General features: G+C 63.6%; 25 protein-coding genes. 6 read left to right on the plus strand and 19 right to left on the minus strand.

Features of this window, described 5'->3' with window-relative positions:
* Positions 1 to 24 precede the first annotated feature (24 nt).
* The gene (locus tag AC5RU3_RS13755; protein ID WP_309072224.1) at positions 25 to 513 is read left to right on the plus strand and encodes a MarR family winged helix-turn-helix transcriptional regulator; all 489 of its coding nucleotides are present in this window, start codon (positions 25 to 27) and stop codon (positions 511 to 513) included.
* Here the strand turns inward: AC5RU3_RS13755 and AC5RU3_RS13760 are convergent.
* A complete protein-coding gene (locus AC5RU3_RS13760) occupies positions 510 to 1,037 on the minus strand; it encodes a DUF488 domain-containing protein (RefSeq protein ID WP_309072225.1) in 528 nt (175 codons plus the stop codon). The genes AC5RU3_RS13755 and AC5RU3_RS13760 overlap by 4 nt on opposite strands.
* A 38-nt stretch (positions 1,038 to 1,075) precedes the next feature.
* On the opposite strand from AC5RU3_RS13760, the gene AC5RU3_RS13765 reads away from it, so the two are divergent.
* Positions 1,076 to 4,324: a DEAD/DEAH box helicase gene (locus tag AC5RU3_RS13765; protein ID WP_493965918.1), complete on the plus strand. Its 3,249-nt coding sequence runs from the start codon at positions 1,076 to 1,078 to the stop codon at positions 4,322 to 4,324.
* A 49-nt stretch (positions 4,325 to 4,373) separates the two neighbouring features.
* Here AC5RU3_RS13765 and AC5RU3_RS13770 read toward each other — a convergent pair whose 3' ends face one another.
* Positions 4,374 to 4,979, minus strand: coding sequence for a malonic semialdehyde reductase (locus AC5RU3_RS13770; RefSeq protein ID WP_309072227.1), 606 nt, complete (start codon positions 4,977 to 4,979; stop codon positions 4,374 to 4,376).
* 184 nt (positions 4,980 to 5,163) lie between these two features.
* On the opposite strand from AC5RU3_RS13770, the gene AC5RU3_RS13775 reads away from it, so the two are divergent.
* Positions 5,164 to 5,832 carry a ThuA domain-containing protein gene (locus tag AC5RU3_RS13775; protein WP_493965919.1) on the plus strand — a complete coding sequence of 223 codons (669 nt, stop codon included), beginning with the start codon at positions 5,164 to 5,166 and terminating at the stop codon, positions 5,830 to 5,832.
* On the opposite strand, the gene AC5RU3_RS13780 is transcribed toward AC5RU3_RS13775, so the two are convergent.
* The 16 genes from AC5RU3_RS13780 to AC5RU3_RS13855 form a co-directional block, all read right to left on the minus strand.
* Positions 5,772 to 7,253 (minus strand): ABC transporter ATP-binding protein, encoded by a 1,482-nt coding sequence (locus AC5RU3_RS13780; RefSeq protein ID WP_493965920.1) that lies wholly within the window; start codon positions 7,251 to 7,253, stop codon positions 5,772 to 5,774. The genes AC5RU3_RS13775 and AC5RU3_RS13780 overlap by 61 nt on opposite strands.
* The gene (locus AC5RU3_RS13785; protein ID WP_493965921.1) at positions 7,250 to 8,005 is read right to left on the minus strand and encodes an energy-coupling factor transporter transmembrane component T; all 756 of its coding nucleotides are present in this window, start codon (positions 8,003 to 8,005) and stop codon (positions 7,250 to 7,252) included. Before AC5RU3_RS13785 ends, AC5RU3_RS13780 begins: the two co-directional genes overlap by 4 nt.
* Positions 8,006 to 8,008: 3 nt before the next feature.
* A complete protein-coding gene (locus tag AC5RU3_RS13790; protein WP_493965922.1) occupies positions 8,009 to 8,866 on the minus strand; it encodes an ECF transporter S component in 858 nt (285 codons plus the stop codon).
* Positions 8,867 to 8,967: 101 nt separating this feature from the next.
* Complete coding sequence (locus tag AC5RU3_RS13795; protein WP_493965923.1) at positions 8,968 to 10,008, minus strand: nucleoside hydrolase; 1,041 nt, start codon at positions 10,006 to 10,008, stop codon at positions 8,968 to 8,970.
* 206 nt (positions 10,009 to 10,214) lie between these two features.
* Entirely contained in the window at positions 10,215 to 10,973 is a 759-nt protein-coding gene (locus AC5RU3_RS13800; RefSeq protein ID WP_493965924.1) for a triose-phosphate isomerase family protein, read from the minus strand.
* 4 nt (positions 10,974 to 10,977) lie between these two features.
* Positions 10,978 to 11,988: a 4-hydroxythreonine-4-phosphate dehydrogenase PdxA gene (locus AC5RU3_RS13805; protein ID WP_309070979.1), complete on the minus strand. Its 1,011-nt coding sequence runs from the start codon at positions 11,986 to 11,988 to the stop codon at positions 10,978 to 10,980.
* 5 nt (positions 11,989 to 11,993) lie between these two features.
* Positions 11,994 to 12,455, minus strand: a complete 462-nt coding sequence (locus AC5RU3_RS13810; protein WP_309070980.1) for a ribose-5-phosphate isomerase — start codon at positions 12,453 to 12,455, stop codon at positions 11,994 to 11,996.
* On the minus strand, positions 12,452 to 14,185 hold the full coding sequence (locus AC5RU3_RS13815; protein ID WP_493965925.1) for a dihydroxyacetone kinase family protein: 1,734 nt from the start codon (positions 14,183 to 14,185) through the stop codon (positions 12,452 to 12,454). The genes AC5RU3_RS13810 and AC5RU3_RS13815 overlap by 4 nt, the downstream gene beginning before the upstream one ends.
* Positions 14,182 to 15,177 (minus strand): sugar phosphate isomerase/epimerase family protein, encoded by a 996-nt coding sequence (locus tag AC5RU3_RS13820; RefSeq protein ID WP_493965926.1) that lies wholly within the window; start codon positions 15,175 to 15,177, stop codon positions 14,182 to 14,184. Before AC5RU3_RS13820 ends, AC5RU3_RS13815 begins: the two co-directional genes overlap by 4 nt.
* Positions 15,170 to 16,675 carry a tripartite tricarboxylate transporter permease gene (locus AC5RU3_RS13825; RefSeq protein WP_493965927.1) on the minus strand — a complete coding sequence of 502 codons (1,506 nt, stop codon included), beginning with the start codon at positions 16,673 to 16,675 and terminating at the stop codon, positions 15,170 to 15,172. The genes AC5RU3_RS13820 and AC5RU3_RS13825 overlap by 8 nt, the downstream gene beginning before the upstream one ends.
* Positions 16,676 to 16,685: 10 nt before the next feature.
* Positions 16,686 to 17,237 (minus strand): tripartite tricarboxylate transporter TctB family protein, encoded by a 552-nt coding sequence (locus AC5RU3_RS13830; RefSeq protein WP_493965928.1) that lies wholly within the window; start codon positions 17,235 to 17,237, stop codon positions 16,686 to 16,688.
* Positions 17,237 to 18,211, minus strand: a complete 975-nt coding sequence (locus AC5RU3_RS13835) for a tripartite tricarboxylate transporter substrate binding protein (protein WP_309070985.1) — start codon at positions 18,209 to 18,211, stop codon at positions 17,237 to 17,239. Before AC5RU3_RS13835 ends, AC5RU3_RS13830 begins: the two co-directional genes overlap by 1 nt.
* A gap of 170 nt (positions 18,212 to 18,381) precedes the next feature.
* Entirely contained in the window at positions 18,382 to 19,086 is a 705-nt protein-coding gene (locus tag AC5RU3_RS13840; protein ID WP_493965929.1) for a GntR family transcriptional regulator, read from the minus strand.
* Between the two features lie 65 nt (positions 19,087 to 19,151).
* Complete coding sequence (locus AC5RU3_RS13845) at positions 19,152 to 19,409, minus strand: DUF1508 domain-containing protein (protein WP_309070987.1); 258 nt, start codon at positions 19,407 to 19,409, stop codon at positions 19,152 to 19,154.
* Between the two features lie 63 nt (positions 19,410 to 19,472).
* Positions 19,473 to 19,766 carry a DUF503 domain-containing protein gene (locus AC5RU3_RS13850; RefSeq protein WP_309070988.1) on the minus strand — a complete coding sequence of 98 codons (294 nt, stop codon included), beginning with the start codon at positions 19,764 to 19,766 and terminating at the stop codon, positions 19,473 to 19,475.
* A gap of 6 nt (positions 19,767 to 19,772) precedes the next feature.
* Entirely contained in the window at positions 19,773 to 20,531 is a 759-nt protein-coding gene (locus AC5RU3_RS13855; protein WP_493965930.1) for an SDR family NAD(P)-dependent oxidoreductase, read from the minus strand.
* Between the two features lie 150 nt (positions 20,532 to 20,681).
* On the opposite strand from AC5RU3_RS13855, the gene AC5RU3_RS13860 reads away from it, so the two are divergent.
* Positions 20,682 to 21,140, plus strand: a complete 459-nt coding sequence (locus tag AC5RU3_RS13860) for a DUF4383 domain-containing protein (RefSeq protein WP_493965931.1) — start codon at positions 20,682 to 20,684, stop codon at positions 21,138 to 21,140.
* 210 nt (positions 21,141 to 21,350) lie between these two features.
* Positions 21,351 to 22,568 (plus strand): formaldehyde dehydrogenase, glutathione-independent, encoded by a 1,218-nt coding sequence (gene fdhA, locus AC5RU3_RS13865; RefSeq protein WP_493965932.1) that lies wholly within the window; start codon positions 21,351 to 21,353, stop codon positions 22,566 to 22,568.
* A gap of 73 nt (positions 22,569 to 22,641) precedes the next feature.
* On the opposite strand, the gene AC5RU3_RS13870 is transcribed toward fdhA, so the two are convergent.
* Complete coding sequence (locus AC5RU3_RS13870; RefSeq protein WP_309070992.1) at positions 22,642 to 23,109, minus strand: acyl-CoA thioesterase; 468 nt, start codon at positions 23,107 to 23,109, stop codon at positions 22,642 to 22,644.
* Between the two features lie 323 nt (positions 23,110 to 23,432).
* Between AC5RU3_RS13870 and AC5RU3_RS13875 the strand changes: the two genes are divergently transcribed.
* Entirely contained in the window at positions 23,433 to 24,128 is a 696-nt protein-coding gene (locus AC5RU3_RS13875) for a transglycosylase family protein (protein WP_493965933.1), read from the plus strand.
* The last annotated feature ends 71 nt before the right edge of the window (positions 24,129 to 24,199 follow it).

Below are 24,199 nucleotides of genomic sequence, written 5' to 3' on the forward strand. Positions count from 1 at the left end.
TAGTGATCTGTCTAGAGTGGTCACATGAATGACCACGTCGATGAGATCGTGCAACAGTGGCGGACCGAAAGGCCGGATCTCGACGTATCGCCCATGCACGTCGTGGGGCGGCTATCGCGGGTCACCCAGCAGGTGGACCGCCGGCTTGAGGAGAACTTCGCGAGACACGGGCTCGATGCGGGGTCCTTCGACGTCCTTGCCACGCTCCGGCGGAACGGTGCCCCTTTCAGGCTGAGCCCGAAAGAGCTCGCGGCAAGCGCAATGATCACCTCGAGCGCCGTCGCGCAGCGCCTGAACCGGTTGGAGGAACGAGGGCTGATCAGCCGTGCAAAAAGCAGCGTGGACGGACGCGGAACGGAAGTGACACTGACCGCCAAGGGTCGGGAGACGGTCGACGCCACCCTCCCCGCACATCTGGCAACCGAGCACGAACTGCTTGCCGGTCTCACCGCGAACGAGCTCCACACGCTGGCGACGCTGCTCAAAAAGCTCGGAACAGGGGTCGGCGCCTAGTTCTGCACATCCCAGAACACGCGGGAGCCGAGGATTCGGGCGCCATCGGACGGTTCGTGCCGTGTCAAGCGGCCGTCGTGCATCAGATGGTGGACCTCGAATCCATGCAACAGGACCAGTACATCCGCGACGATACGCCGGTGACAGCGCCACCACACGCTTTCGCTGCACATCATCGCAGTGGGATTCTCAGCTGCAACCGCCCGCAACTCCGTCAGCGCTGCCTCGAACTCAGACGTGCGGGTGTAGGCAGCGTAGGCGCGAAACTGCGCTACGCGCCACCATGAATCCGTCTCCGGTTCGCCCGCAGCCTGGCGACGCCGTCCGCCCAGGTCCTCGAACCACCTGTAGTCGATCCCGCCTGACGGCAACCACGCCTCCAACGCTTCCTTGCTCGTATCGAGGTTCCGGCGGCTACCGGGGAAACGTCGGACATCCGCCAGTGTCTTCACCCCTGCGCCCTTGAGTAACGCGCTGAATTCGTCCCGGTTCGCTGTCCCATGTCCGACGGTCATCAGTCGCATGAATCCAGTCTGTCAGTAGCGCGTGAGAGCATGAATTCATGCCCGCAACCCCTTTCCCCATGATCGATGTCACCGACATCATTCGCATGGTGGGAGGAGCCGCATTCCAGCGCGGCCAAGGGTATGCCAAGGACTCGCTCGTTCAGGGGCTGACTTTCGAACCCGATTCCAAAATCCTTCAGGCTCGGGTGATGGGAGGTTCTCCCGCGCCTTATCGCACGCAGCTGTATCTGGCGCTGAAGGGCGACGGCCGGTACCACCTGCGCGACAGTGTGTGCTCCTGCCCGGTGGGACTGGACTGCAAACATGTTGCAGCCGTCGCGCTTCGATCCAACATGGAAAATCTGCGCGCCAATCAAGAGCTGACGGCACCGCCGTCGTCATCCCGTCCCGCAGGCTGGCAGGAGTCCCTCTCGGGCCTGCTCTCCGCCCGCGAAGACGACGACGTCGCGTTGGCCGCGGTCCCGCCCGCCGCCATGGGTCTGCAGTTCGAACTCCGCCCCACCACCGGCCCCACCGGGAACCACCGGCGTGGCTACCGCGGTTACAAGCTAGGCGTGCGTCCCGTGATTCAGAATGCGAAGGGGAACTGGGTCAAGAACAATCTGGCGTGGGGCAACATCAGCTACCAGACGTACGGGCTGAAACTCGATCCTGATCAGCACCGCTGGTTCGCCCAGTTCCCGGCGCTGCATCGTGGTACCGGAGTCACGTACTTCGGCAACAACGACTCGTGGCTCTACCTTGATGATTTCAGCAACCCGCTGTTGTGGCAGCTGCTGCAGGAAGCACAGCGGTTGGGCATCGCCTTCGTTGGGACGAAGAAGAGCGTCACTGTGCAGCTTGCCTCCCAGGCGGTGCTGCTGCTGGACGCCACCACCGTCGACAACGCCATCCAGTTGTGCCCTGCCATCAACATCGACGGTGAGAATCACCCGCCGGATTCGGCGCACGTCATCGCCAACCACGGCGTCTACACCGCGTCCGAGGACGGCGTCATCACCTTGGCGCCGACCACGCGGAAACTCACCGACCATAACCGGGAGCTCCTCGAACGCACCCGACCCGTCCGCATTCCGGAGGCAGAGAAGCAGGAGTTTCTCGCCGGCTTCTATCCGCGGCTCATCCAGTCGATCGACGTAGTGAGCAGCGATGGCTCGGTCACCTTCCCGGAGATCATCCCGCCGGTGCTCGTGCTCACCGCCACCTTCGGCGAGGATGAGCTCGATCTCCGCTGGGACTGGGCGTACCAGACGGGTAGCACAGAGACCCGTAAGCCGCTGAAAGCCGGAAAAGAGGACGACGGCTACCGCGATGCCGGTGCAGAAACCACCGCACTGCAGGCGGCACGGGAAGCCCTTGGTGGGCGCATGGTGAAGGACCGCGTCTACACCGGCATGGAGATGGTGGATTTCACGGAAACTGTCCTTCCTCGCCTCGAGCGCCTTGATGCCGTCCGCGTGGACGTTGTAGGGAACAAGCCGACGTTCGAGGAACTGACCGAAACGCCGCAGCTCCTTATCACCACCGTGGATACCGAAGACCGGGACTGGTTCGATCTCGGCGTACTGGTCACCGTGCAGGGCCGGAAAATCCCGTTCGATCACATCTTCACAGCACTAGCCAAGGGTTCCAACCGGATCAAGCTGGTGGACAACAGCTACCTTTCCCTGAACCAGCCCATCTTCGATCAGCTCCGGGAGCTCATCGACGAAGCGCGGATGCTCAACGAGTGGGAAACGGGCCTGCGGATCAGCCGCTACCAGGCCGGGTTGTGGGCTGAGTTCGAGGATCTCGCGGAGGAGACCGAGCAGGCACAGGCATGGCGCGCGGCTGTTAACGGCCTGCTGGAACTGACTGAGGTGCAGCAGACCCCGCTTCCCGACGGGCTCCACGCAACCCTGCGGCCGTACCAGGTGGACGGCTTCAACTGGTTGGCTTTCCTCTGGAACCATGGCCTCGGCGGTGTACTTGCCGATGACATGGGTCTCGGCAAGACCCTGCAGACTCTGGCCTTACTGACCCACGCCAAGGAGCACGGCGAGCAGCGCCCCTTCCTGGTGGTTGCACCGACTTCCGTCGTGCCCAACTGGATCGCGGAGGCGCAGCGCTTCGCCCCCGGCCTCGCCGTCCGCGGTATCGCGGACACGCAGGCAAAGAGCGGCACGCCGATCGCCGAGCAGGTGGAGGGCGCCGACGTCGTCATTACCTCCTACGCACTGTTTCGACTGGACAATGATGCCTACGGCAAGGAGGAATGGGCAGGTCTCATCCTGGATGAGGCGCAGTTCGTGAAGAATCACACGGCGAAGGTCCATCGATGTGCCAAAGACCTGGATGCACCGTTCAAGCTCGCAATCACTGGCACTCCAATGGAGAACAACCTGATGGAGCTGTGGGCGATGTTCAATATCACCGCTCCGGGGTTGTTCCCGTCGTCTCGTGCGTTCACTGAGGAGTACCGGACGCCCATCGAGAAACAGGGCAGCACCGAACGCCTGCAGCGGCTGCGACGCCGCATTCGTCCCCTGATGATGCGGCGGACCAAGGAAGCCGTGGCGTCGGACCTCCCGGCCAAGCAGGAGCAGGTCCTGGCGGTGGAACTGCATCCACGGCACCGAAAGATTTACCAGACACATCTGCAGCGGGAGCGTCAGAAGCTGCTCGGCCTGATCGAGGACCTCGACCGGAACCGGATGATCGTGTTCCGCTCGCTCACGCTGTTGAGGATGCTCAGCCTCGATGCGTCACTGGTTGAGCCCGAGTATGAGGGCGTTCCGTCGGCGAAGCTGGACGTCCTGTTCGAGCAGTTGGAGGACGTTCTCGCAGAGGGCCACCGCGCCCTGGTGTTCAGCCAGTTCACGTCCTACCTCAAGCTCGCGGCCGCACGGCTGGAGCAGCAGGGCGTCGAGTTCGCATACCTCGACGGTTCCACCCGGAAGCGGGGCGAGGTCATTGATTCCTTCAAGAACGGTTCTGCGCCTGTGTTCCTGATCAGCCTCAAGGCCGGTGGATTCGGACTCAACCTGACCGAGGCTGACTACTGCTTCCTGCTTGATCCGTGGTGGAATCCGGCCAGCGAATCGCAGGCGGTTGACCGGACGCACCGCATCGGCCAGACGAAGAACGTGATGGTCTACCGGATGGTCTCCACCGACACAATAGAGGAGAAGGTGATGAAGCTGAAGGAGCAGAAGGCCAAGCTGTTCAGCTCAGTGATGGACGACGACGCCGTCTTCAGCTCAGCACTCACCGCGGATGACATCAAGGAGTTGCTCGCGGGATAGCGTGCACGGAACCCCGCGAGCTCGATCCCCTGACCAGTAATCGCCTGAATCAGACTGTACGAACGACCTCGTCATAGGAGAACTTCGGCTTCGCGTCACCCCATGCTTCGTCCCCCGGCTGACCGATATTCACCACAAGGAAGCTCTTCTGGTCTCCGGCCGGGAAGAAGGCCTCGTCGATTGCGCCAAAGTCTGCGCCGGTCATGGGTCCGGCAGCAAATCCAAGTGAACGAACGGCGAGGATGAAGTAACCGGCCTGAAGGTGCGCATTGTTATTGCCGGTGGCGGCTGCCAATTCGGGATTGGCATCGTACATGGCCTTCGGAGCGTTGTAGCCGGGGAGGAAGCTGTCCCAGTGCCCGGCCCAATCCGTGTCATAACTGAGGATAGCCACCAGGGGTGCACCGGCAGTCTTGGCACGGTTGCCCGGCATCAGCGCGTCGACGAGCTTGGCTCGAGCATCAGCCGAGCGAACATAGGTTACGCGTAACGGCTGTGAGTTGAAGGCGGTAGGACCGAATTTGGTGAGCTCGTAGATGGCCTGGGCCTGCTCCTCGGTTACTTCTCCCGTGAAAGAGTTGGCCGTGCGGGCCTTGGTGAAAATGGCGTCGACCGCGGCCGGATCGATAACTGCTTCTTCGTATGCAATGGTCATATCGGCGTACCTCTCGCTTCATTCCCGTTCTGCCGGGAGTGCTGTGTGCTTCTTCAGTTGCAACTACAAGTACTTGGCAGAGCATCCCGATCCTGACGTGAGACTGGCCACACCCCTCGCCGCTTCCCGATAGGCTGTTTGTCATTTCCCGACGCACACACCTGCTCTCGACGGAAGCGATCCCATGACAACCGCATTGTTACTCAGCGGCACCGGCCGGTATTCCGACCCCTGGCACCCGTTCACCGAGACCTCCGACGCAGTCGCCGATTTTCTGCGTTCTTTAGAGATCTCCGTTGAACTGGCGGCAGATGTGGACGCAGCGCTCGAGTCGCTTCAGGACGAGGCAGCCTGGCCTGACCTGCTGGTGGTCAATGTGGGCCTCCCCCGGGACGGTGCTGCATCGCCTGGAACCGACGCGGCACAGGCGGGCCTGGAGGCATGGGTTTCCGGCGGACGGCCGTTGCTCGCTCTGCATTCCAGCTCGACCAGCTTCGTGGACTGCGATTCCTGGGAACAGGCCCTTGGAGGCCGGTGGGTTCGGGGCGTTTCCATGCATCCGGCGTACGGATCGGCACACATTCTCCTCGAGGGGTCCTTCCCCGTGGGTGTCCCCAATTTCACCGTCGACGACGAACGTTACTCCTGGCTGCGAACCTCACCGGACGTCGTGGTTCATGCCCGCCACAAACACGAAAGCCACCTCCATCCGCTGATGTGGTCTCTGGAACGGAAGGTGGATTCGGGCACGGCAAGGAGTTTCTATGACGCCCTCGGTCACGACGCCGCATCTTACAAGTCGCCCGAACGCCGGCAACTTCTCGAACGTGCAGTGAATTGGCTCCTTGTGTAATCCGAACCTGAACCACGCGTGATCATGCGATGACAGACTGCGCGAGCGAAGGCCTCGTCATGGGTTGCCATCAGGAGGGTGCCTCCGTTGCCGGTGTGACGTCGAATGAGCCGGGCCAGGACCTCGAGCCCGCGCATGTCCAACCCCACCGTCGGTTCATCGAGCACCCAGATGTCCGGTGCCGCAACGATCAGCGACGCCAACGCAAGAAGCCGCCGGTCCCGGAAACACAGATCGTGCGGATGCGCGTCCGATTGGTTCCCTAGTCCGACGTCGTCGAGTGCTTTCATCGCGGCCTGTCTGCACTCCTTCGCTGGCTTGCCGGCTGCACGCGCACCGTAGGACACCTCCCGCAGCACCGTGCGCTCGAACAGCTGTTGGTCGGTGTCCTGGAAAAGGTAACCGACGCTGGCGGCGAGGGCTCCGGTTGTCCGACCGCGTATGTCTTCTCCCTGCACGCGGACTGTGCCGGCGGAGGGCCTCAATAACCCATTCAGGTGCTGGAGCAGCGTGGACTTCCCCGATCCGTTGGGGCCAAGCACTGCTACCGCCTCGCCACGGCGAACCGCGAGGTTCTCTCTCGAGAGAACCGTTTCCCCGCCATAGCTGAAAGAGAGGTCGCGGAGCTGGACGGCCGGCGTCCCGCCGATTCCGGAAAGCTCGCCCACGGGCTTCAGACGTGACGCCAAGGCTTCGACGTTATTCGCGTGCTCCCCCTCAGTGTCAGAACCTTCAGCCAGGACAGTCCCGCCCGCCAGCACCATGACCCGGACCCCGGAAGCTATCTCACGCGGGCACGTCGGCTCGAACTGCAGGACGGTTGTTCCGCTCTGCGTCAACTCCTCCAGCAACCGCTCAAGGCTCTGCCGGCCAGCTGCGTCGAGCCCCTTGAACGGCTCGTCAAGCACCAGAAGCCCCGGTTCGCCTACGACGGCGGCCGCAATACACACCCGCTGCAGCTCGCCTCCCGACAGCCGCCGTGGATCCCGATCGAGCAGGCCCGTCAATCCGAGGCGCTCCGCCGTCAAGGCCACGAGCAGGTGCATCTGCTCCGCCGGCACACCCCGGTTTGCAAGCCCGAAGGCAATTTCCTCGGCCACCGTCGAGCAGACCATGGACAGCTGGGCGTGTGCCCGCTGCCCCACGAACCCGACGTGGGAAGCCCACGCCGCAGGATCTACCCGGGGGTCCGCGTCCGAACCCTCAAACACCAAACGTTCCCCGGCCAGCGTCAGGGAGCCGACGAAGCGTTGCCCCTGGCCGGCATCGAACTGCCCCGCGACCAGCCGCGCGAGCGTGCTCTTCCCGGAACCGGACGCACCCACAACCAGCACCCTCTCCCCCGCTGCAAGGGTGAGAGAAATGTCAGCGAGCCCAGCGCCGTCGTCGTACGTGAAAGTGCGCACCTCAACGGAAATCACGCAGGCCTCCCCACGTACCACCACAGGGTGAAGATGACGACGGCGGCCAGCAGCACCCAGCGCACGGTGCGTTGGGCGGCAGTGTCGGTATCCGCGCGGTAACTGGTGCGTCGCCCGGTCCCAGCGAAGCCGCGCGCTTCCAGGGCGCGCGACCGGTCGGCGGCATCCATCAACAGTCCGGCAATGAGCGGCCGCCCCACCATCACCAGGGCCTGAAACTTGGAAACCGGGTTGCGCGTTACCACAAGCCCGCGCGCTTGTTGAGCCCTGGTGATGTGGGATGCGCGCTCCGACACCAGCGGAGCAAGTCCGAGGGCGGCGCCGAGCACGAACACGAGCTTCCGGTTCCACCCGCGATGGGTCAGGGTGCTCAGCAACTCGGAGACATCCAGCGATAACGCTGCCGTGAGGAGCAGCCCAGCGAAGGCGGCCACACGAAGACCCATCGACAGGGCGTACTGCAGACCCTCCATGGTGACCTCAGCAGGGCCAAGAGACAGCAGCGCTGTCTCCCCCTCGGGATACACAAGCCCGTGGAGGAGCAAAAGAAAGAGCAGCATCGGCCCCACCACCACTCCGAACGCGACGATGATCCGCCCTGCCCGCCCGGACGTCGCCGCAACGGGCACAACCACCAGGAGAAGCACTGCGAGTGAAAAACGCCAGTCATCGACCACCAGAACCAGAACAACCAGCAGTCCCGCGATGGTCAGTTCGGTGAGGGGGTTCCAGATTCGGCGGCGACACCGCACCTGCTAATTCCTTCCAGCAGGGCTCTCGTTCGGAACGCCGGCCAGGTCGGGTGAGGCGATGGGCGTAGGCCGGCCGAGCAGCACCCGGTGGCGGCGCACAAAGCCGAAAGCATCCCGGGTCCGGCGGGGCAACGCGTACACAATCAGCGCCACCACCGAGAAGATGATGAGTTTGTCGATCGTGTCGGAGGTCAACCCCTGTTTGGTCGCCGCGACCAGCAGCGTGTCCCCCATCGCGCGGAACGCCGCCACAATGGCGTTGGTACCCATGGTCCCGGCTGCACCGAACATGAACGCGGCAACAGGAGCAGCAAGCAATCCGCCGACGACGCCGGTCAGCAACCCTGCGACCGGCACCAGGTAGATGCGGCGAAACATGCCCCAGCGGGCGGCCAGGCCTGCCAGCACGCCGATTGCGGCGGAACCCGCGGCGAACGGCAGTGCGAAGGGATTGAACAGACCCCAGATCGCGTTGCTCAGGACACCTGTTGCCGCGCCCGCAGCGGGGCCGGCGAGTACCGCGACCAGAACAGTGCCGAGGGCGTCGAGGTAGATCGGTAGTCCGAGACTGCCTGCGAGCTGCCCGAACGAGATATTGAGGGCGATTCCGAGCGGCATCAGCACAACGGCCTGCGTGCTCAACCCGGGCAGGATCCCGGCCACCAGCAGCGCACCGCCGCCAAGGAAGCCGAGGAGAGTGATCAGCCCGGCAGGCGAGCCCGCTCCCCCGACAACTTCAGCGGGCTGGACCAGAACCAGGTAGAGGTAGGTGGCCGCGATGAGGACGGCACCGATCGTCAGGAGCATCCAGCGCGACGACGGCGCCGCGGAGTGGGAGGAAAGCGTCAGGGAAGAAATCATGGCGGTCCTTACGCACGAGGGAGCATTGACTCAAGGAGCGCACCTCATGTCACCTCGGCGCAGGCCTGCGTATCCGCCGGCAGCTCACCAGTGTACCGGGATCAGGCGGCGCTCGCCCTCCGGGCAACAGCGGCGATCCGCGAGATCATGAGGTCAAAGACCTCGGCCGGGTGATTTCCGGTGACCACACGGGCGTTCGGCGGTAGTTTACGGAAGCCCGCGAAGTCGCCCACGGTCTGGGCGAACGTCAACGCCGACTCGGTTTCGACGTCGACATGGGCCTCCCGTGCGGTGAAGCGGGCTTCTCCGGTTGCGACCATTGCGGCGAAGAGATCATGCAGGTGGGCGATGTAGCCCTGGTTGTAGAGCCGGTGAAACTCCATGTAGAAGCGGAGCGCATCGGAAAGAAACGCGATCACCGGGTTCGGCGACGCGCTCCTCAACCCGTCGTCGTCGTTGGTGGACAGCAGCTCGGCAGGAACTCCCGCGGCGGCCGCCAATCTGTCGAGGTGTTCAGGGCGGCACTCGATGCGCTCTGTGGTTTCAAGCGCGCAGACGATGGGCAGCTTCTCCACCGGCACGCCTCCGTACGCCGCATAGACCTCTCGGGCCGCATGAGGATCGACGTGGGTGTTCCACTCCGCGACGGGCGTGGTGTTTCCCTGGTAGTTGAAAGAACCTCCCATGATTACGAGACCCTTCAACAGGCGAGGAAGTTCAGGTTCCTGCCGGATCGCGAGGGCCAGGTTGGTGAGAGGGCCAGTGACCAACCCGGTGAGCTCGCCGGGATAAGCCCGCGCCGCCTCCACCCAGAGATCGACGCCCGAGCGGCTGGGAACTGACCGTCGAGCAGGAGGCAACACTGCATAACCAAGCCCTTGATCGCCATGGGTTTCCTCGGTGGTGACCAGCGGAATCTCCAGCGGGACTTCCCGTGCGATCGCGACCTCTACATTGTGAACCCCTGCCAGCTCCAGCAAAGCGAGGGTGTTCGCGGCAACCTGCTGCGCGGAGACATTACCCGCCGTGCAGGTAATCCCCTCAATCCGCACGTCCGGCACGCCCAGCAGGTAAAGGAGGGCGACGGCGTCGTCGATCCCGGTGTCTACATCGAGGAGGAGACGCGTGGGGTGGGCAGTCATGCCTTCACGGTAGCAACGCAAACACGCACGCTTAAACGCCACGGACTCTTGGATGTCCGGACCCTCAAAGTGTCCGGACCCTTGAAGTATGGTGCCGGCAGCCGCACGAATGGGGGATGCGTGCGGGTGCCGGCACTTGCGCACCGGTTTGGGGGAAACCGGAGCATAACAACTGTACTAATATTCGGCCGTCAATGGAAGTGGGCTTACTGTCCCGCCTCAGCGAGGATGAGCTCGAGGTTTCGCGGATCATGGGCGAAGCGGCCCAGGAAGAGGCCGTCCACCTCGGGCTGGAGGCGCGGCAGCAGACCCGGACCGGCGCTTCCGCCGTAGATGACGGTGATCCCTTCGGGCAGCTCCGCCTTAATCCGGGCCACCACTCCCCGCACGTGTTCGGCACCGGCCGGCTCGGCTGCACCGATGGCCCACACCGGTTCGTAGGCGAGGACCGGAACCGGACCGGTGGCGCTGACGCCCGCCGTTGCAACCTGCTCAAGGCAGAACTGCGCGGCATCCTCGACGGACGTACGCTCAAGCTCGCCGACGCATAACAGCGGCGTGATGCCGTTCCGCTGCGCCGCTGCCACCTTCGCGGCGGTCACGCCGTCATCCTCACCAAAGTACCGGCGTCGTTCTGCGTGTCCGAACTCGACGAGCTCCACACCCATCTCTGCGAGGAAAGCCGGGCTGACCTCACCGGTCAGGGCGCCGGAGTCCTGGTCGCTGGCGTTCTGCGCTCCGACCTTCACGGGAGTACCCCGCGTCAGCCGGAGCGCAGTTTCAAGCACGGGGAACGACGGCGCCACGAACAGTTCCACCCGCCCGGCCTGTACCGCGGGGCTCATCTGGGCAATGCGCACCACCTCTCCAACCCAGGCACAGGACGCGGCGTAGCCGAGGTACATCTTGGTACTGATGCCGATAGTGACCGGCCGTCCCGACCGCGCCGACAGATCCTCAGACAAGGGTTCAGACAAGGGTCTTCGACGCCCGTAAACGCGAACCGATCGCCGCTGCCAGCTCGAACGCGTGCTCAGTCGCTCCGAGGTTTGCGATGTTCTTCCCCACGATGTCGAATGCGGTGCCGTGCGCCGGCGTCGCAATCACAATCGGCAGGCCGCCCTGGATGGTGACGCCGCGGTCGAAGCCAATGAGCTTCATCGCGATCTGGCCCTGGTCGTGGTACATGGTGACGACGCCGTCGAAGTCGCCCCGCTTGGCCGCAAGGAACACGGTGTCGGACGGGAACGGGCCCTGGGCGTTGATTCCCTCCGCTACCGCGTCGGCGATACCCGGAGCGATCTGGTCAATCTCTTCCCGGCCGAAGTTGCCGTTCTCACCGGCGTGCGGATTCAGCGCGCAGACTGCCACCCGTGGGGATTCGAGGCCGGAGTCGGACAGAACGCCGTGCAACAGGCGGATGGCGGCAGTGACGTTCTCCGGGGTGATGCGCTCGGCTACCTCGCTGATCGGGATATGCGAGGTAACCCGGGCGGTCCACAGCCCGGGAAGGACATTGAGTTCGCTGGTGGTGCCGGTGTAGTTGAGCTCCTTGGCGAACCAGCGCAGTTCGTCCTCTTCATTCATGCCGCCCAGCTTGAGGCTGGTCTTGTTCAGCGGCGTGAAGAGGATGGCCTCCACCTTGCCCTCGTTGGCGAGTGCGACGGCGCGGCGCAGCTGATGCATGGTGCGCTCCCCTGCCGCCTGGGACACCTCGCGGACCGTGATGGGCTCGGCGGGAGCCGAGTTGTCATCGAGCAGCACGGCGAACCCGGGAGCGGGCTCATCAGCAAGGGGTACGGTGACGCCGGCTGCTGCGGCTGCGGCTTCAACCTCGGCACGATCAGCCAGCACATAGACCTCAGCGACCTGCGTGGTCTCGGGCTTTGCGAGCAGCTTGACGGCCAGTTCCGGGCCGACGCCGGCCGGATCACCGAGGGTGAGGGCAATACGGGGGCGGTTCTGAACTTCTGCAGTCATGGGGATCAGTCTTTCTCGTAGGAGCAGATGGCGTCGACCTTGCCGGCTGACGCGGACTGGGGATCAAATGTATAGCCAACCCATTCACGGGCGAGCCTGCGGGCAAGCTCAAGGCCGATGACCCGCTGGCCCATGGTGAGGATCTGCGCGTTGTTACTCAGCACCAGGCGCTCGACGGAGAAGCTGTCGTGTGCAGTGCCGGCACGTACGCCCTTGACCTTGTTGGCGGCAATAGCGACGCCCAGTCCGGTGCCGCAGATCAACAGGGCGCGGTCAGCGTCGCCCGACTGGATCTTGCGTGCGGCGTCGACGGCAATGTGCGGGTAATCGGTATTTTCACTGCCGGTGATACCGACGTCGATCACCTCACCGACGCGCTCGTCCGCCTGGAGATCCGCCTTGAGGGCGTCCTTGTATTCGAGTCCGGCGCTGTCGCATCCGACGACGATCCGTAGTTTCTCGCTCATGAGAGTACGTCTTCCTTCCTTGCAGAATCCTTATGTGCTGCCCCGACCGTGGCCACCACCATCGCGAGGGACACCGCCCCCGCATCTGGGTGCCCGAGGCTCTTTTCAGCAAGAGGCCGTGCCCTGCCCATTCGGGGGCGGAGATTGGCTGTCTCCGCTGCCGCTGCTTCGGCGCGGGAAGCCGCGGTATCCCAGGCCTCGCCAAGGTCGGTGCCGGCGTCGACCGCGTTCCGCAGTGTTTCGGCGAAGGGAATGAGCGCGTCGAGCATGGTCTTGTCGCCCAGTTGAGCCTTTCCGAGCGAAACCATCGCCTCGAGCGCGGCATCAACCGCGGCAGCGACTGCCTGCGGAGTGAGGGATTCCTCGTCCTGCAGCACCCGTCCGACTGCCGTGATGGCCGCACCCCAGAGGGCTCCGGACGTGCCGCCTGCTTTCTCGGCCCAGGCGGCACCGGCTTCGCGGAGCAGCCTGCCCATGCCGTGCCCGGCATCCTGCGAGACCGCTGCGGCAGCCGCCGCTCCCTCAGCCCCGCGTGCCATGCCGATGCCATGGTCTCCGTCACCGGCGATGGCGTCCAACCGCCCGAGGTCGTGCTCGGCTTCGGTGAGCATGGTGCTGACCAGCCCGAGCACGCGCGCGGCAGCCGGCGCCGCCTCGTGCTGCCACTGCCCCTCGTCGGCGAAGAGCTCCTCCTCGTCGAGATTCGCGACGTCGTTGGTGTCCAGTTCCGCGCTGATGGCACCCTTGCGGTAGGCGGGCGTATTGGCCGGAGCGGCCCACCAGCGTTCCAGTTCGTCGTCGAGCCAGAAGAAGGTCAGCGAGAGGCCGGACATGTCCAGGCTCGTGACGAGCTCTCCACACTCCGGTTCGACGATGGTGAGCCCTTCGCGCTCCAGCAAACTGGAAACCTTCCCGAAGAGAACGAACAGCTCCTCGTACTTGACCGTCCCCAGACCGTTCAGGATGATGCTCAGGCGGGTGCCGGCGTCGTGCGGCTTGTCCGCCAGCAGGCGGGTGACCAGCAGCTCGGCGAGTTCATCCGCCGTCGGCAGTTCCGCCTCGGAAATGCCGGGTTCGCCGTGGATGCCCAGCCCAATGGACATGGTTCCTTCAGCCACGGTGAACAGCGGCTCGTCCGCGCCGGGCAACGTGCAGCCCGCGAATGCAATGCCCAACGAACGGGTTCGGGCGTTGGTCCGCTGTGCAAGTTCCTCGACCTCATCCAGGGTGAGTCCTGCCTCAGCGGCCGCTCCGGCGACCTTGAAGACCGTGAGATCACCGGCAATACCGCGCCGCTTCGTCATCTCATCCTGCGGTGCGCTCGCGATGTCATCGGTCACGACGACGGTGCGCACATCGATCCCCTCGGACCGAAGCTGCTCCTGGGCGAGGCCGAAGTGCAGCACGTCGCCTGCATAGTTGCCGTAACTCAGGAGGACGCCGCCGCCGCGGTGAGTGGCGCGGGATACCCGGCGGATCTGCGACGCCGAGGGAGAGGCAAAGATGTTTCCGCACACTGAGCCGCTGGCCAGGCCGGGACCTACCAAGCCGGCGAATGCGGGATAGTGGCCGGATCCGCCGCCCACGACGAGCGATACCTGTCCATCCTTCATGGCCGTGGCGCGGACAACTCCGCCGTCAACACGCCGGACGTACTGGCGGTTCGCCGCAACGAAGCCGGTGAGCATGTCCTCGGCGAAGGTTGCTGCGTCCGAACGTAACGCGGTCATGATGCGACCTCCTGGATAGTGCGCTTGGATCGGTCCGAGGCGGTGGCTGGTGTGCGAACCTCCGGGAGCAGGCTCTGCAGGTAGCGCCGGTTGGTGGCGCTCACGCCGAGTCCGTCGCCGCCGTAGTGCTCACAGCAGAAGACGCCGTTGAAGCCGAGGGCCAGCGCCTCGCGGATTGCGGTGCGGTAGTTGATGAATCCGTATTCGAGCGGCGCCGGGGCCGAAGTGACGAGGCCGGTCTCCGGATTCTCGTCCCGGAAATAGTTCTTGACCTGCCAGTAGTTGGTGTACGGGAGGGTCTTGCGGAGCATCTCCTGCCAGTCCTCGATGGGACGGTGCAGCCTGACGAGGTTCCCGATGTCCGGGTTGAGACCAACGTTGTCCAGCCCGATGTCCTCGATGAGTTGAACGGCGCTGTCCGCGGTTCCGAGGAACGTGTCCTCGTACAGCTCGAGCGAGACAACCATCCCGTATTCGGCAGCGTGCCGGCCGATCTCCCGGAAACGTTCGACGGCGAGGTTCCAGACCTCACGGTCTTCCAGTGGGTCGGCGGCGCCCTTCGCGGTCCAGAACCAGAGGCGCTCACGCTGCTCCTGCGTCAGGGGCTGGTGCAGTCCCAGTGACAGGGTTCCGGTTCCCAGTGCGACGGCGGACTCGATGCTCCTGTGCACATACTCAAGGTTTGCTTCGCCGGACTGCGGATCGATGACGCTCGTGCGAACGATGGACAGCGCAGGGGCACTGAGGTCCGCTTCGGTGAGCGTGTCGCGGAACTCGGTCAGACGACGGGCGCTGAGGTTTCCCGGCTTGAGCCAGCTGTCGGTGAGGTCCACGCAGTCGAATCCGACCTCGCGCACCTGCCGAAGGGTGTCCAGCCAGACGTCTGCCGACGCGTCCTGGACGGAGGTTCCGTCAGGGAGGGTTCCGGGAAACTGCAGCAGGGCAGCGGCGATCGGCCAGTCCGATCGCGTGTACCCGTTATTTTCATACATGGGTGAGCCCTTTGCTCTTGTTGCGCTGGGAGCGCCGGATGCCGCCGATGATGGTGGGGCCGACCGCGAGCAGCAGCGCGAAGATGAGGATGGAGACGGCGATCGGGCTCTGGAGGAGGATGCCGAAGTTACCCTGGCCGAGGGCCGAGGTCTGGACGAGTGACTTCTCGAACAGCGGGCCGAGCACAAGGCCCAGCACCAGTGGAGCGATGGGAAGGTCCAGTTCCTTCATGAAGAAGCCGATAATGCCGAAGATCACCACGAGCCACACGCTGAACATGTTGTTGCTCACCGAGTAGGCGCCAATGAGGCTGGTCAGAACGATGATCGGGTACAGGTAGGCGTAGGGGATCCGCAGCATCTGTGCGAACACCGGAGCCAACGGCAGGTTCAGGACCAGCAGCATGACGTTGCCGATGAAGAACGAGACCAACAGGCCCCACACGAGCGTGGGCTGCTGTTCGAAGAGCAGCGGGCCGGGCTGGAGTCCGTAGATCGTGAACGCACCAAGCAGGACGGCGGTGGTACCGCCGCCGGGGATGCCCAGGGCGAGCGTGGGCACGAAGTTGGCGTTGGCTGCCGCATTGTTGGCGCTTTCCGGGGAAGCGACGCCTTCGATGGCTCCCTTGCCGAAGTTCTCCTTGTTTTTGGAGAGACGCTTCTCGATGCCGTAGGACATGAAGGAGGCGAGGGTCGATCCGGCACCCGGCAGGCAGCCGAGCAGGAAGCCGATGAAGCTGCCGCGGATGATCGAGGGTCCTGACTTTGTCAGTTCTTTGCGGCTGATGACCATGTCCTTGAACCGCGCCTTGATAGGCGCTGCGGCTCCGACACGGATCTGGTGCAGTACTTCGCCCAGTGCGAAGAGACCGATCATCACTTCAACGAAGGGGATTCCGCCCAGCAGGTTGACGTTCCCGAACGTGAAGCGTGCGTCGCTGAAGCCCGAAGCCACACCGACGGTGGAGATCAGCAATCCAGCGGCGGCCATCATGAGGCCCTTGCGCATGGATCCACCGGCGAAGCTCACCACGGTGATCAAACCGAGGATCATGATGGCCAGGTTCTCGACCGGACCGAAGTTGAGCGCGAACTGTGCGAATGGCGGAGCGAGGGCCATCAGCAGCGCCAGCGAGATGATCGCTGCAATGAAGGAACCGATTGCGGCGATAGCGAGGGCTGCGCCGGCTCGTCCGTTCCTCGCCATCTGATAGCCGTCCAGCGTTGTGACAACGCTCGCGGCTTCACCCGGTGTGGAGATCAGGACAGACGTGATGGTTCCGCCATACTGCGCACCGTAGTAGATGCCGGCCAGCATGATCAGCGCCGTTACCGGCTCCATTCCGAGGGTAAGCGGAATGAGGATGGCAACACCCGTGGTGGATCCGAGCCCGGGCATGAGCCCGATCACGGTGCCGACGAGAACGCCGACGAAGCACCAGAGGAGGTTTTCGACTGTGAGGGCTGTTGAAAAGCCCAGCATGAGGTTTTCCCACATAGCGTTCCTCCTAGATTCCGAGGATGCCGGTAGGCAGCGGCACGCGCAGGAACAAGACGAAGATTCCGTACGCAGCAGCCAGGGCTATGGCGCTCACAAGGATGGATGGCAGGAGCCGGCGCCGTTCGACGACTACGGCGATGACAACGAGCATGAGGGCGAAGGCGATGACGAATCCGAGAACCGGTACCAGCAGCACGGTGGCCAGGATGATCCCGATAACCATGAGCAGCATGCGGTCGCGCTGCTTGCCGGAGCGCCCGTAGATATCGAGATCGCTCTCCGGTTCCGCAACCGGTTCAAGAGTTTCGGCGGCTTCGATGTGGACGGTCTCGAGCAGCGTCGATTCCTTCTCCGAGTTCCGAAGGGAGCCAACGACGTCGAGCAGTGCGAAGAGGGCCATGGCACCTCCAACGAGGACGGGCAGGAAGCCCGCGGCGATCCGCCCGTCCTCGATGAAGCCGTAGCCGAAGCCACCGATGACGGCGGCGATGCCGATGAACGCAATGATCAGGCTCGCCACCGCCTTGCGGAGGTTGGCGCCGGTGATGGTGGAAGTCATTACTCGCCCAGCACTGCCGTCAGGTCGGCGTTGTTGCCTTCGAGGTAGGTGACGAAGTCGTCGCCGTAGGAGGCATTGGCCTGCATGAGGTTCTCCTCGATGTAGGTCGTGTAGGCCTCGGACTTCTCGAATTCCTTGGCCGCATCGATCCAGTACTGCTTGGCCTCCTCGGAAATCCCTCCGGGTGCAATAAGGCCGCGGAACTGCGCGAAGGCAACATCGATGCCCTGCTCTGCAGCGGTCGGGATGTCGGCGAGTGCCTCATACTCGTAGCGTTCCTCGGCAACAGCGCAGAGGGGCTTCAGGCTGCCGGCCTCGAGCTGTCCCAGGACCTCGCCCGGGTTGACGGAGATGACGTCGACCTGACCGCCCAGGAGGCCGGTCACCACTTCACTGCCTGATTCAAAGGGGACGCGGTCGAACTCGACGCCGGTCTCCTGCTCGATGAGCGTGAAGACGATTTCGTCGAGGCTGGTAGCTCCGGAGACGGCGGCGATCACGCGGCCGTCTTTTGCTGCTTCCACAACATCGGAGCAGCTTTCGAACGGTGAGTCCGGGGCCACAGTGACGACGGTGTAGTCGTCGCCGAGCTTCATGATGGGTGTGAAGCTCTCGTACGTGAATTCGACGTCCTGCGTGATGGGCAGCGCGAGCATCGCGGTTTCTGTGGCCAGCAGGTGGTTACCGTTACCCTGTTCAGCCAGGAACTGCGAGTAGCCCACAGCGCCGGATCCGCCTTCGCGGTTAACGGTGTTGATGTTGACGCCGGTGATTTCTTCAAGGCCACTGGCGATGGCGCGACCGGAGAGGTCGCTTCCGCCGCCTGCACCGAACGGCACTGTCATGGTCACATCGCCCGTGGGTTCGAAGCTGCCATCGGCTGCTTCGCCCGCCTGGCTTGCTGAACCGCAGGCCGACAGGGCAAGGGCTCCCGTGGCGAGAAGGCCTGTGAGCTGGAGCTTCCTGTTGAACATCCGTTATCTCCTTTGATAAATGTGCGCCTCGGACGGCTTACGAGTCGTTTTCGCGTGGGCCCGATCGAATCGTAGATAAAAAATCCTATTGGATCTACGAAGAGTGTGACATATGGAACAGCTACATGCAATGGAAGGTGAAATTGATGACGCGGCGGCGGCGAGTGTGCCTAGTTCTCCTCGGCGAGCGCCCGCTTCTGGGCGCCCCGAATGTGCCGGTCCATCGCTTCGGAAGCAGCCGATCCATCCCCGCGTTCGAAGGCCTGGAGGATCTCCGCGTGCTCGGCAATAGCCAGGCTCATGTCATCCGACCCGTGACGGGCGGACTGCCTCAACCTGTGCGTGTGGGTACTTGCCATCTGGGCCATCTGCTGAAGGAAGCGGTTACCGCAGTGGCGCAGGATGGTCTCGTGAAAATTCCAGTCCGCCTCAAAATAGCGGCGGTACTCCCCCAGCCGGGATTGGCCGTCAGCGTTGCGAAACCCCTCCGCCGCGCTCTGGTGCTGATCATGCGCCTCACGGAGCTCAGCCACCAGTTCATGATGGGCAGACGCCGCCCGTGTCGCCGCCGCCACCTCGACGACGAGTCGGGCATCGAACAGCTCCCTCATCTGCTGGACACTGAGTGGGGGCGCTACGCGATAGCCCTTGAGTGCGGCGCGACTGACCAACCCCGTGTGTTCGAGCTGAACGAGAGCTTCCCGGATAGGGGTGGGAGAAACCTCGAGACGGCGGGAAAGGGAGTCGATGCCGAGTGGAGCACCGGGTTCGAATTCACCGGCCAACAGCATCTCGAGCAAGATGTCATAGACCCCGTCACGGAGTGCCCTGCGGGACAACGGTGAGTGGGACGAGACGCTACTTTGGGCCTTCATACCTCCGAGTCTACCCGAGCCGGGCAAAATCCTACATGATGTAGGATTCGATGCCTCGCGTGAAGTCAGGCAGACAGCCGGCCTTTTGCAACGGGATGGACAGGATGCTCCTTGCGGGCCTGCTGCTTGCGCGACTCATCCTTGCGCGTATGGTCCATCACGGGACCGGTCCCGGCGATTTCGCGAATAACGTCGATGCCCTCGATAGCCGCCTGCTTCGTCGGAAAATAAGCAGAGACCGCGACAAGGGTGCCGTCCTCGGCCATCAGCTTGAGCCGGTACCCATGATCATGGGCGTCAACCAGCTTGAAGAATCCAGACACGCTCTTACCTCCCTGTAAGTACGCCTCAACATTCCCATGGTAGTAAGCCCGCTTGCGATCTGGTTAGTCATCACCGGTCACAATTCGGCGACGGGCACTCAACAGTTCAAGCTCCGGCCTGCCTGCGACAAACCGCTCTACGGCATCGAGCACGTCGACCACGTGCCTGCGGTCGCCGGAAACCAGCCCCACTCCCACCGTCGCGCGGCGATGCAGGTCCTGCGAATCCACCTCTGCGACCGACACATCGAAGCGCCGCCGCACCTCCGCCACCAGCGGCCGGACCAGTGAGCGCTTCCCTTTCAGGGAGTGCACGTCCCCCAACAGGAGATCGAACTCGACAGTCCCTACCCACACGTCAGGTCACCTGCCGCGGGAGGCAAGGGCCGCCACCAACGACGACGGCGCATTCGTCGCCACGAACGCCAGCACCTTGTAGCGCTTGCTGGGGATGGACACCGCCTTCCCTGCCGCAAGGTCCTTCAGCGCTTCCCGGACAACGTCCTTCGCCTGCAGCCACATCCACGACGGTACGGACGCCTTGTCCATCCCCATCCGGTCGTGAAACTCCGTATGAACAAATCCTGGACACAGTGCCATTACCGTAATGCCCCGCTTGCGGTACGCGAAGTTCGCCCACCTGCTGAAGTTGATCATGGCTGCCTTCAGCGCACTGTAGGTGCCCCTCGGCGTGAACCCGGCGACGCTCGCCACGTTGATAATCCGTCCGGATCCGCGTGCCAGCATGCCCTGAAGGGCGGCGTGGCTGAGAGCCAGCGGAACGGTGAGGTGGATGGCGGCATGATTCAATTCGTCCTCAAGCCGGTTTTCCTCGAAGGATTTGGCCAGCCCATAGCCGGCATTGTTCACCAGGGTGGAAACTGGCTCCGCATCGTCCCGCAGTCTGTCGAGAACGCGGCGCAGGCCGTCGTCGTCGTGCAGGTCAGCCACCAGCACCTCAACCGGGACACCGAAGCGTGAGCGCAGCGCTGCTGCTTTCTCCTCCAGCCGGGAGGAATTCCTCGCCACCAGGACCACCCCCGCACCCCGCGCCGCGAACTGCTCCGCGAACTCGGCCCCGAGTCCGGCCGTCGCACCCGTGATCATCACCCTGTCAGCCATCGTTTTCCCTTATCAGGTGGGTATTCGAGCAGTAAAATGAGAGTGCTGGTTGAGCGCGGTTTGCGCTCCTCCAACGGCGGTGCATGCGGTGCGCCTCTCCTGACGTCTCGCGGCACAGCGAAGAGTCATATTCACACACTAGGAGGGGAGATGACTACCGCATCACACCACGCACATGATTTCCATGTGACGCGCGACCACGTTCGCAGCGCCTCGATGGGGATGGGAGTAGTTTTCCTGCTGATGGGGATCCTCGGGCTCATCCCGGGAATCACCGCACAATACGATTCCATGGCTTTCGCATCCGGTTCCGAGGCGATGCTCCTGGGCGCGTTCCAGGTGTCCGTCCTGCTCAATCTGGTGTACCTGGCCATGGGAGGTGCCGGAGTCTGGATGAGCCGCGGAGTGCTATCGGCTCGCAACTTCCTGATCGGGAGCGGCGTCGTCCTGCTCATCATGTGGCTGTACGGACTGATTGTCGGCGATTCTGCAGCCAACGTCCTGTCCACGAATGCCTCAACGAACTGGCTGAATCTAATCCTCGGCATCATCGCCGTCGGTCTGGGTGCAGCCTATTCGATGCGGCACCGCGGAAGCCGGGCCATCTAGCAATCTAGCAATCTAGCTCCATGGATCATGCCCCGCCGGGAGACCGGTGGGGCATGATTTTGTACGAGTGGAATATTTATCAACCCGGTATCATCGCCGGCCTGCCCGCCCTAGACTGACCGCGAGGCCACACTGCTGACGCTCGGGTCGGTCACGGCCTTGTGAAGGGACGTTCGACGACGAACGTCCACCAATCTGAGAGGGAGCACCATGTCAGGAAACAGGGCTGTGGCCTATAAGGGCCCCGGCAAGGTTGAAGTCATCGATACCGACTACCCGACGTTCGAGCTGCAAGACGGACCGGGAGTCAATCCAGCCAATGTCGGCCGGAAAGTCAATCACGGAGTCATCCTCAAGACTGTGGCCACCAACATCTGCGGGTCGGACCAGCACATGGTCCGCGGACGCACCACAGCGCCGTCGGACCTTGTCCTCGGACACGAAATCACCGGCGAGGTGGTCGAGGTCGGAAGCGATGTCGAGTTCATCAAGAAGGGCGACATCTGCTCGGTTCCGTTCAACATCTCGTGCGGCCGCTGCCGGAACTGCAAGGAGCGCAAGACCGGCATCTGCCTCAACGTCAACCCCGACCGGCCCGGCAGCGCCTATGGCTATGTGGACATGGGCGGCTGGGTGGGTGGCCAGGCCGAGTACGTGCTCGTCCCCTATGCCGACTGGAATCTGCTGAAGTTCCCGGATCGGGATCAGGCGCTGGAGAAGATCTTGGACCTGACCATGCTCTCCGACATCTTCCCGACCGGCTACCACGGCGTGTACACGGCCGGAGTCACCACCGGCTCAACCGTCTACATTGCCGGTGCTGGGCCGGTTGGGCTGGCCGCGGCGCTGTCCGCGCATCTGCTGGGTGCTGCCGTCGTCATCGTAGGTGATCTCAATGAGGAGCGGTTGGCGCAGGCACGCACCTTTGGCTGCGAGACGGTGGACGTCTCCAAAGGTGACCCCAAGGACCAGATCGAGCAGATTCTCGGAGTACCGGAAGTGGACTGCGGCGTAGACGCGGTCGGATTCGAGGCACGCGGTCACGGCAAGGACGCCTCGCACGAGGCACCCGCGACGGTACTCAACTCGTTGATGGGCATCACCGCTGCTGGTGGCGCATTGGGCATTCCGGGACTGTACGTCACCGGCGACCCGGGCGGCATCGACGAGGCGGCGAAGGTCGGATCGCTCTCGATCTCCCTGGGTACCGGATGGGCCAAGTCCCTGTCCTTCACCACCGGACAGTGCCCGGTCATGCGGTACAACCGTCAGCTGATGATGGCGATCCTGCATGAAAAGGCGCATATCGCAAAGGCTGTGAACGCCAAGCCGATTCCGCTGGATCAGGCGCCGCAGGGCTATGAGGAGTTCGACAAGGGTGCTGCCACCAAGTACGTGCTGAACCCGAACGGCTACATCGCCGCCTGAGGTTGCCGCCCCGTCGAGTTGGCAGGACACGCCCCTCATCCCCCAAGAGGGTGTGTCCTGCCGACTCATGGGTCTATCCGAAGAGGCCCTTGCCCTCGAACGGGGCCAGCCGCTGCTTCTGCTCAGGAGAGAGCCGCAGCAGCGATCCTGAATCGCCGTCAACAAAGGCCAGCGTGGTGTGGGCTTTCACGCACACCCGGTCCGTAACGGGGTCAAGAAGGCGGTAGGCGATGTCCAGGCTGGCGGCTTTGATACCGGCGATCCACACCTGAACCTTCAGCGGCACGTTCCGGTAGTCGAGCGTCGCCGTGTATCGGATGCGGTGCTCCACAACAAGCGCCTGCACCCCGGTGGCCACCGAGGAGAACAGGTCAACGGGCGGGGTTTCCCCCGGCGCTCCTGTTCCTCCGGGCGGCCCGAACGCATGAATGCGCGCCTCCTCAAGCAACCGCACCACCTCGACGTTGTTGATGTGCCCATAGGCGTCCATGTCTCCCCATCTCATAGGGATCTCACAGGTGATCGTCTGGTGCGCGTCCATCCCTATGTTCTACAGTGGTCGACAGGGCTTCAGCCACTCGAAAACAAGAAGCGCACGGGCGCCCTTCGTCAAGCACCGAAACATCTCGATTTGGCAACGATTCGAAAACCCTCTACGGTGGGAGGGAACCCCCTTTCGGGAAATCACAAAGCAGACGGTGTTTCTACCGCTGCCACATAATGCCCTGGTGCTGCCCCTCCACCGCACGTTGCTCGTCCGGCAGACACCACAGACAAGACCACTGATCAGTCAAGGGTGAGCAACGGCGCAAAGATGTCCGGGGACGGAACGAGTGCAGGTGGCCTTTTGGAGCATCGAATCCCATGAAGAATCAGAAACTCAGCCTTAACGCGCGTCGCGGCCTTGCAGCGGCAGCCCTTGTTGGTGTCGGTCTCGGTGCCTCCGCTGGTGCAGCCAACGCTGCTCCGGCCGGCACCTGGGACGCCCTCGCACAGTGCGAAAGCGGCGGAAACTGGGGCATCAACACCGGTAACGGCTTCTCCGGCGGCCTGCAGTTCACCCCGCAGACCTGGGCCGGCTTCGGTGGACAGGGAGCCCCGCAGGATGCCAGCCGTGCAGAGCAGATCGCCGTTGCTGAGCGCGTTCTTGCCGGCCAGGGTTGGGGCGCATGGCCCGCATGCTCGGCCAAGCTCGGCCTGACCGCCGGCGCCAACCCTACTCCGATCCCGGCTGCTCCCGCACCGGCCCCGGTGCAGGTCCAGTCCCAGCAGGTTGAGGTGCAGGCTCCGGTTCAGGTCCAGGCACCCGTTGTTGAGGCACCCGTCGTTGAGGCGCCCGTCGTTGAGGCGCCCGTTGTGGAGGCCCCTGCGGCTCCCGCTGCTCCTGCTGTTGCGCTCTCGGGCGACACCTACACCATCCAGTCCGGCGACACCCTCAGCACCATTGCTGAGAAACTCGGCATCGAGGGCGGCTGGCAGGCCCTGTACCAGGCCAACGCTGACACCCTCATCCACGCCGACCTCATCTTCACCGGCGACGTTCTGCAGCTGCCTGCCTAAGGCAACAGCTAACGCTCAAGAACCCCGCAACACGTTGTTGCGGGGTTCTTTTGCGTCTGTGGGTCCCCTTG

The organism is Arthrobacter sp. MDB1-55, assembly GCF_059092925.1.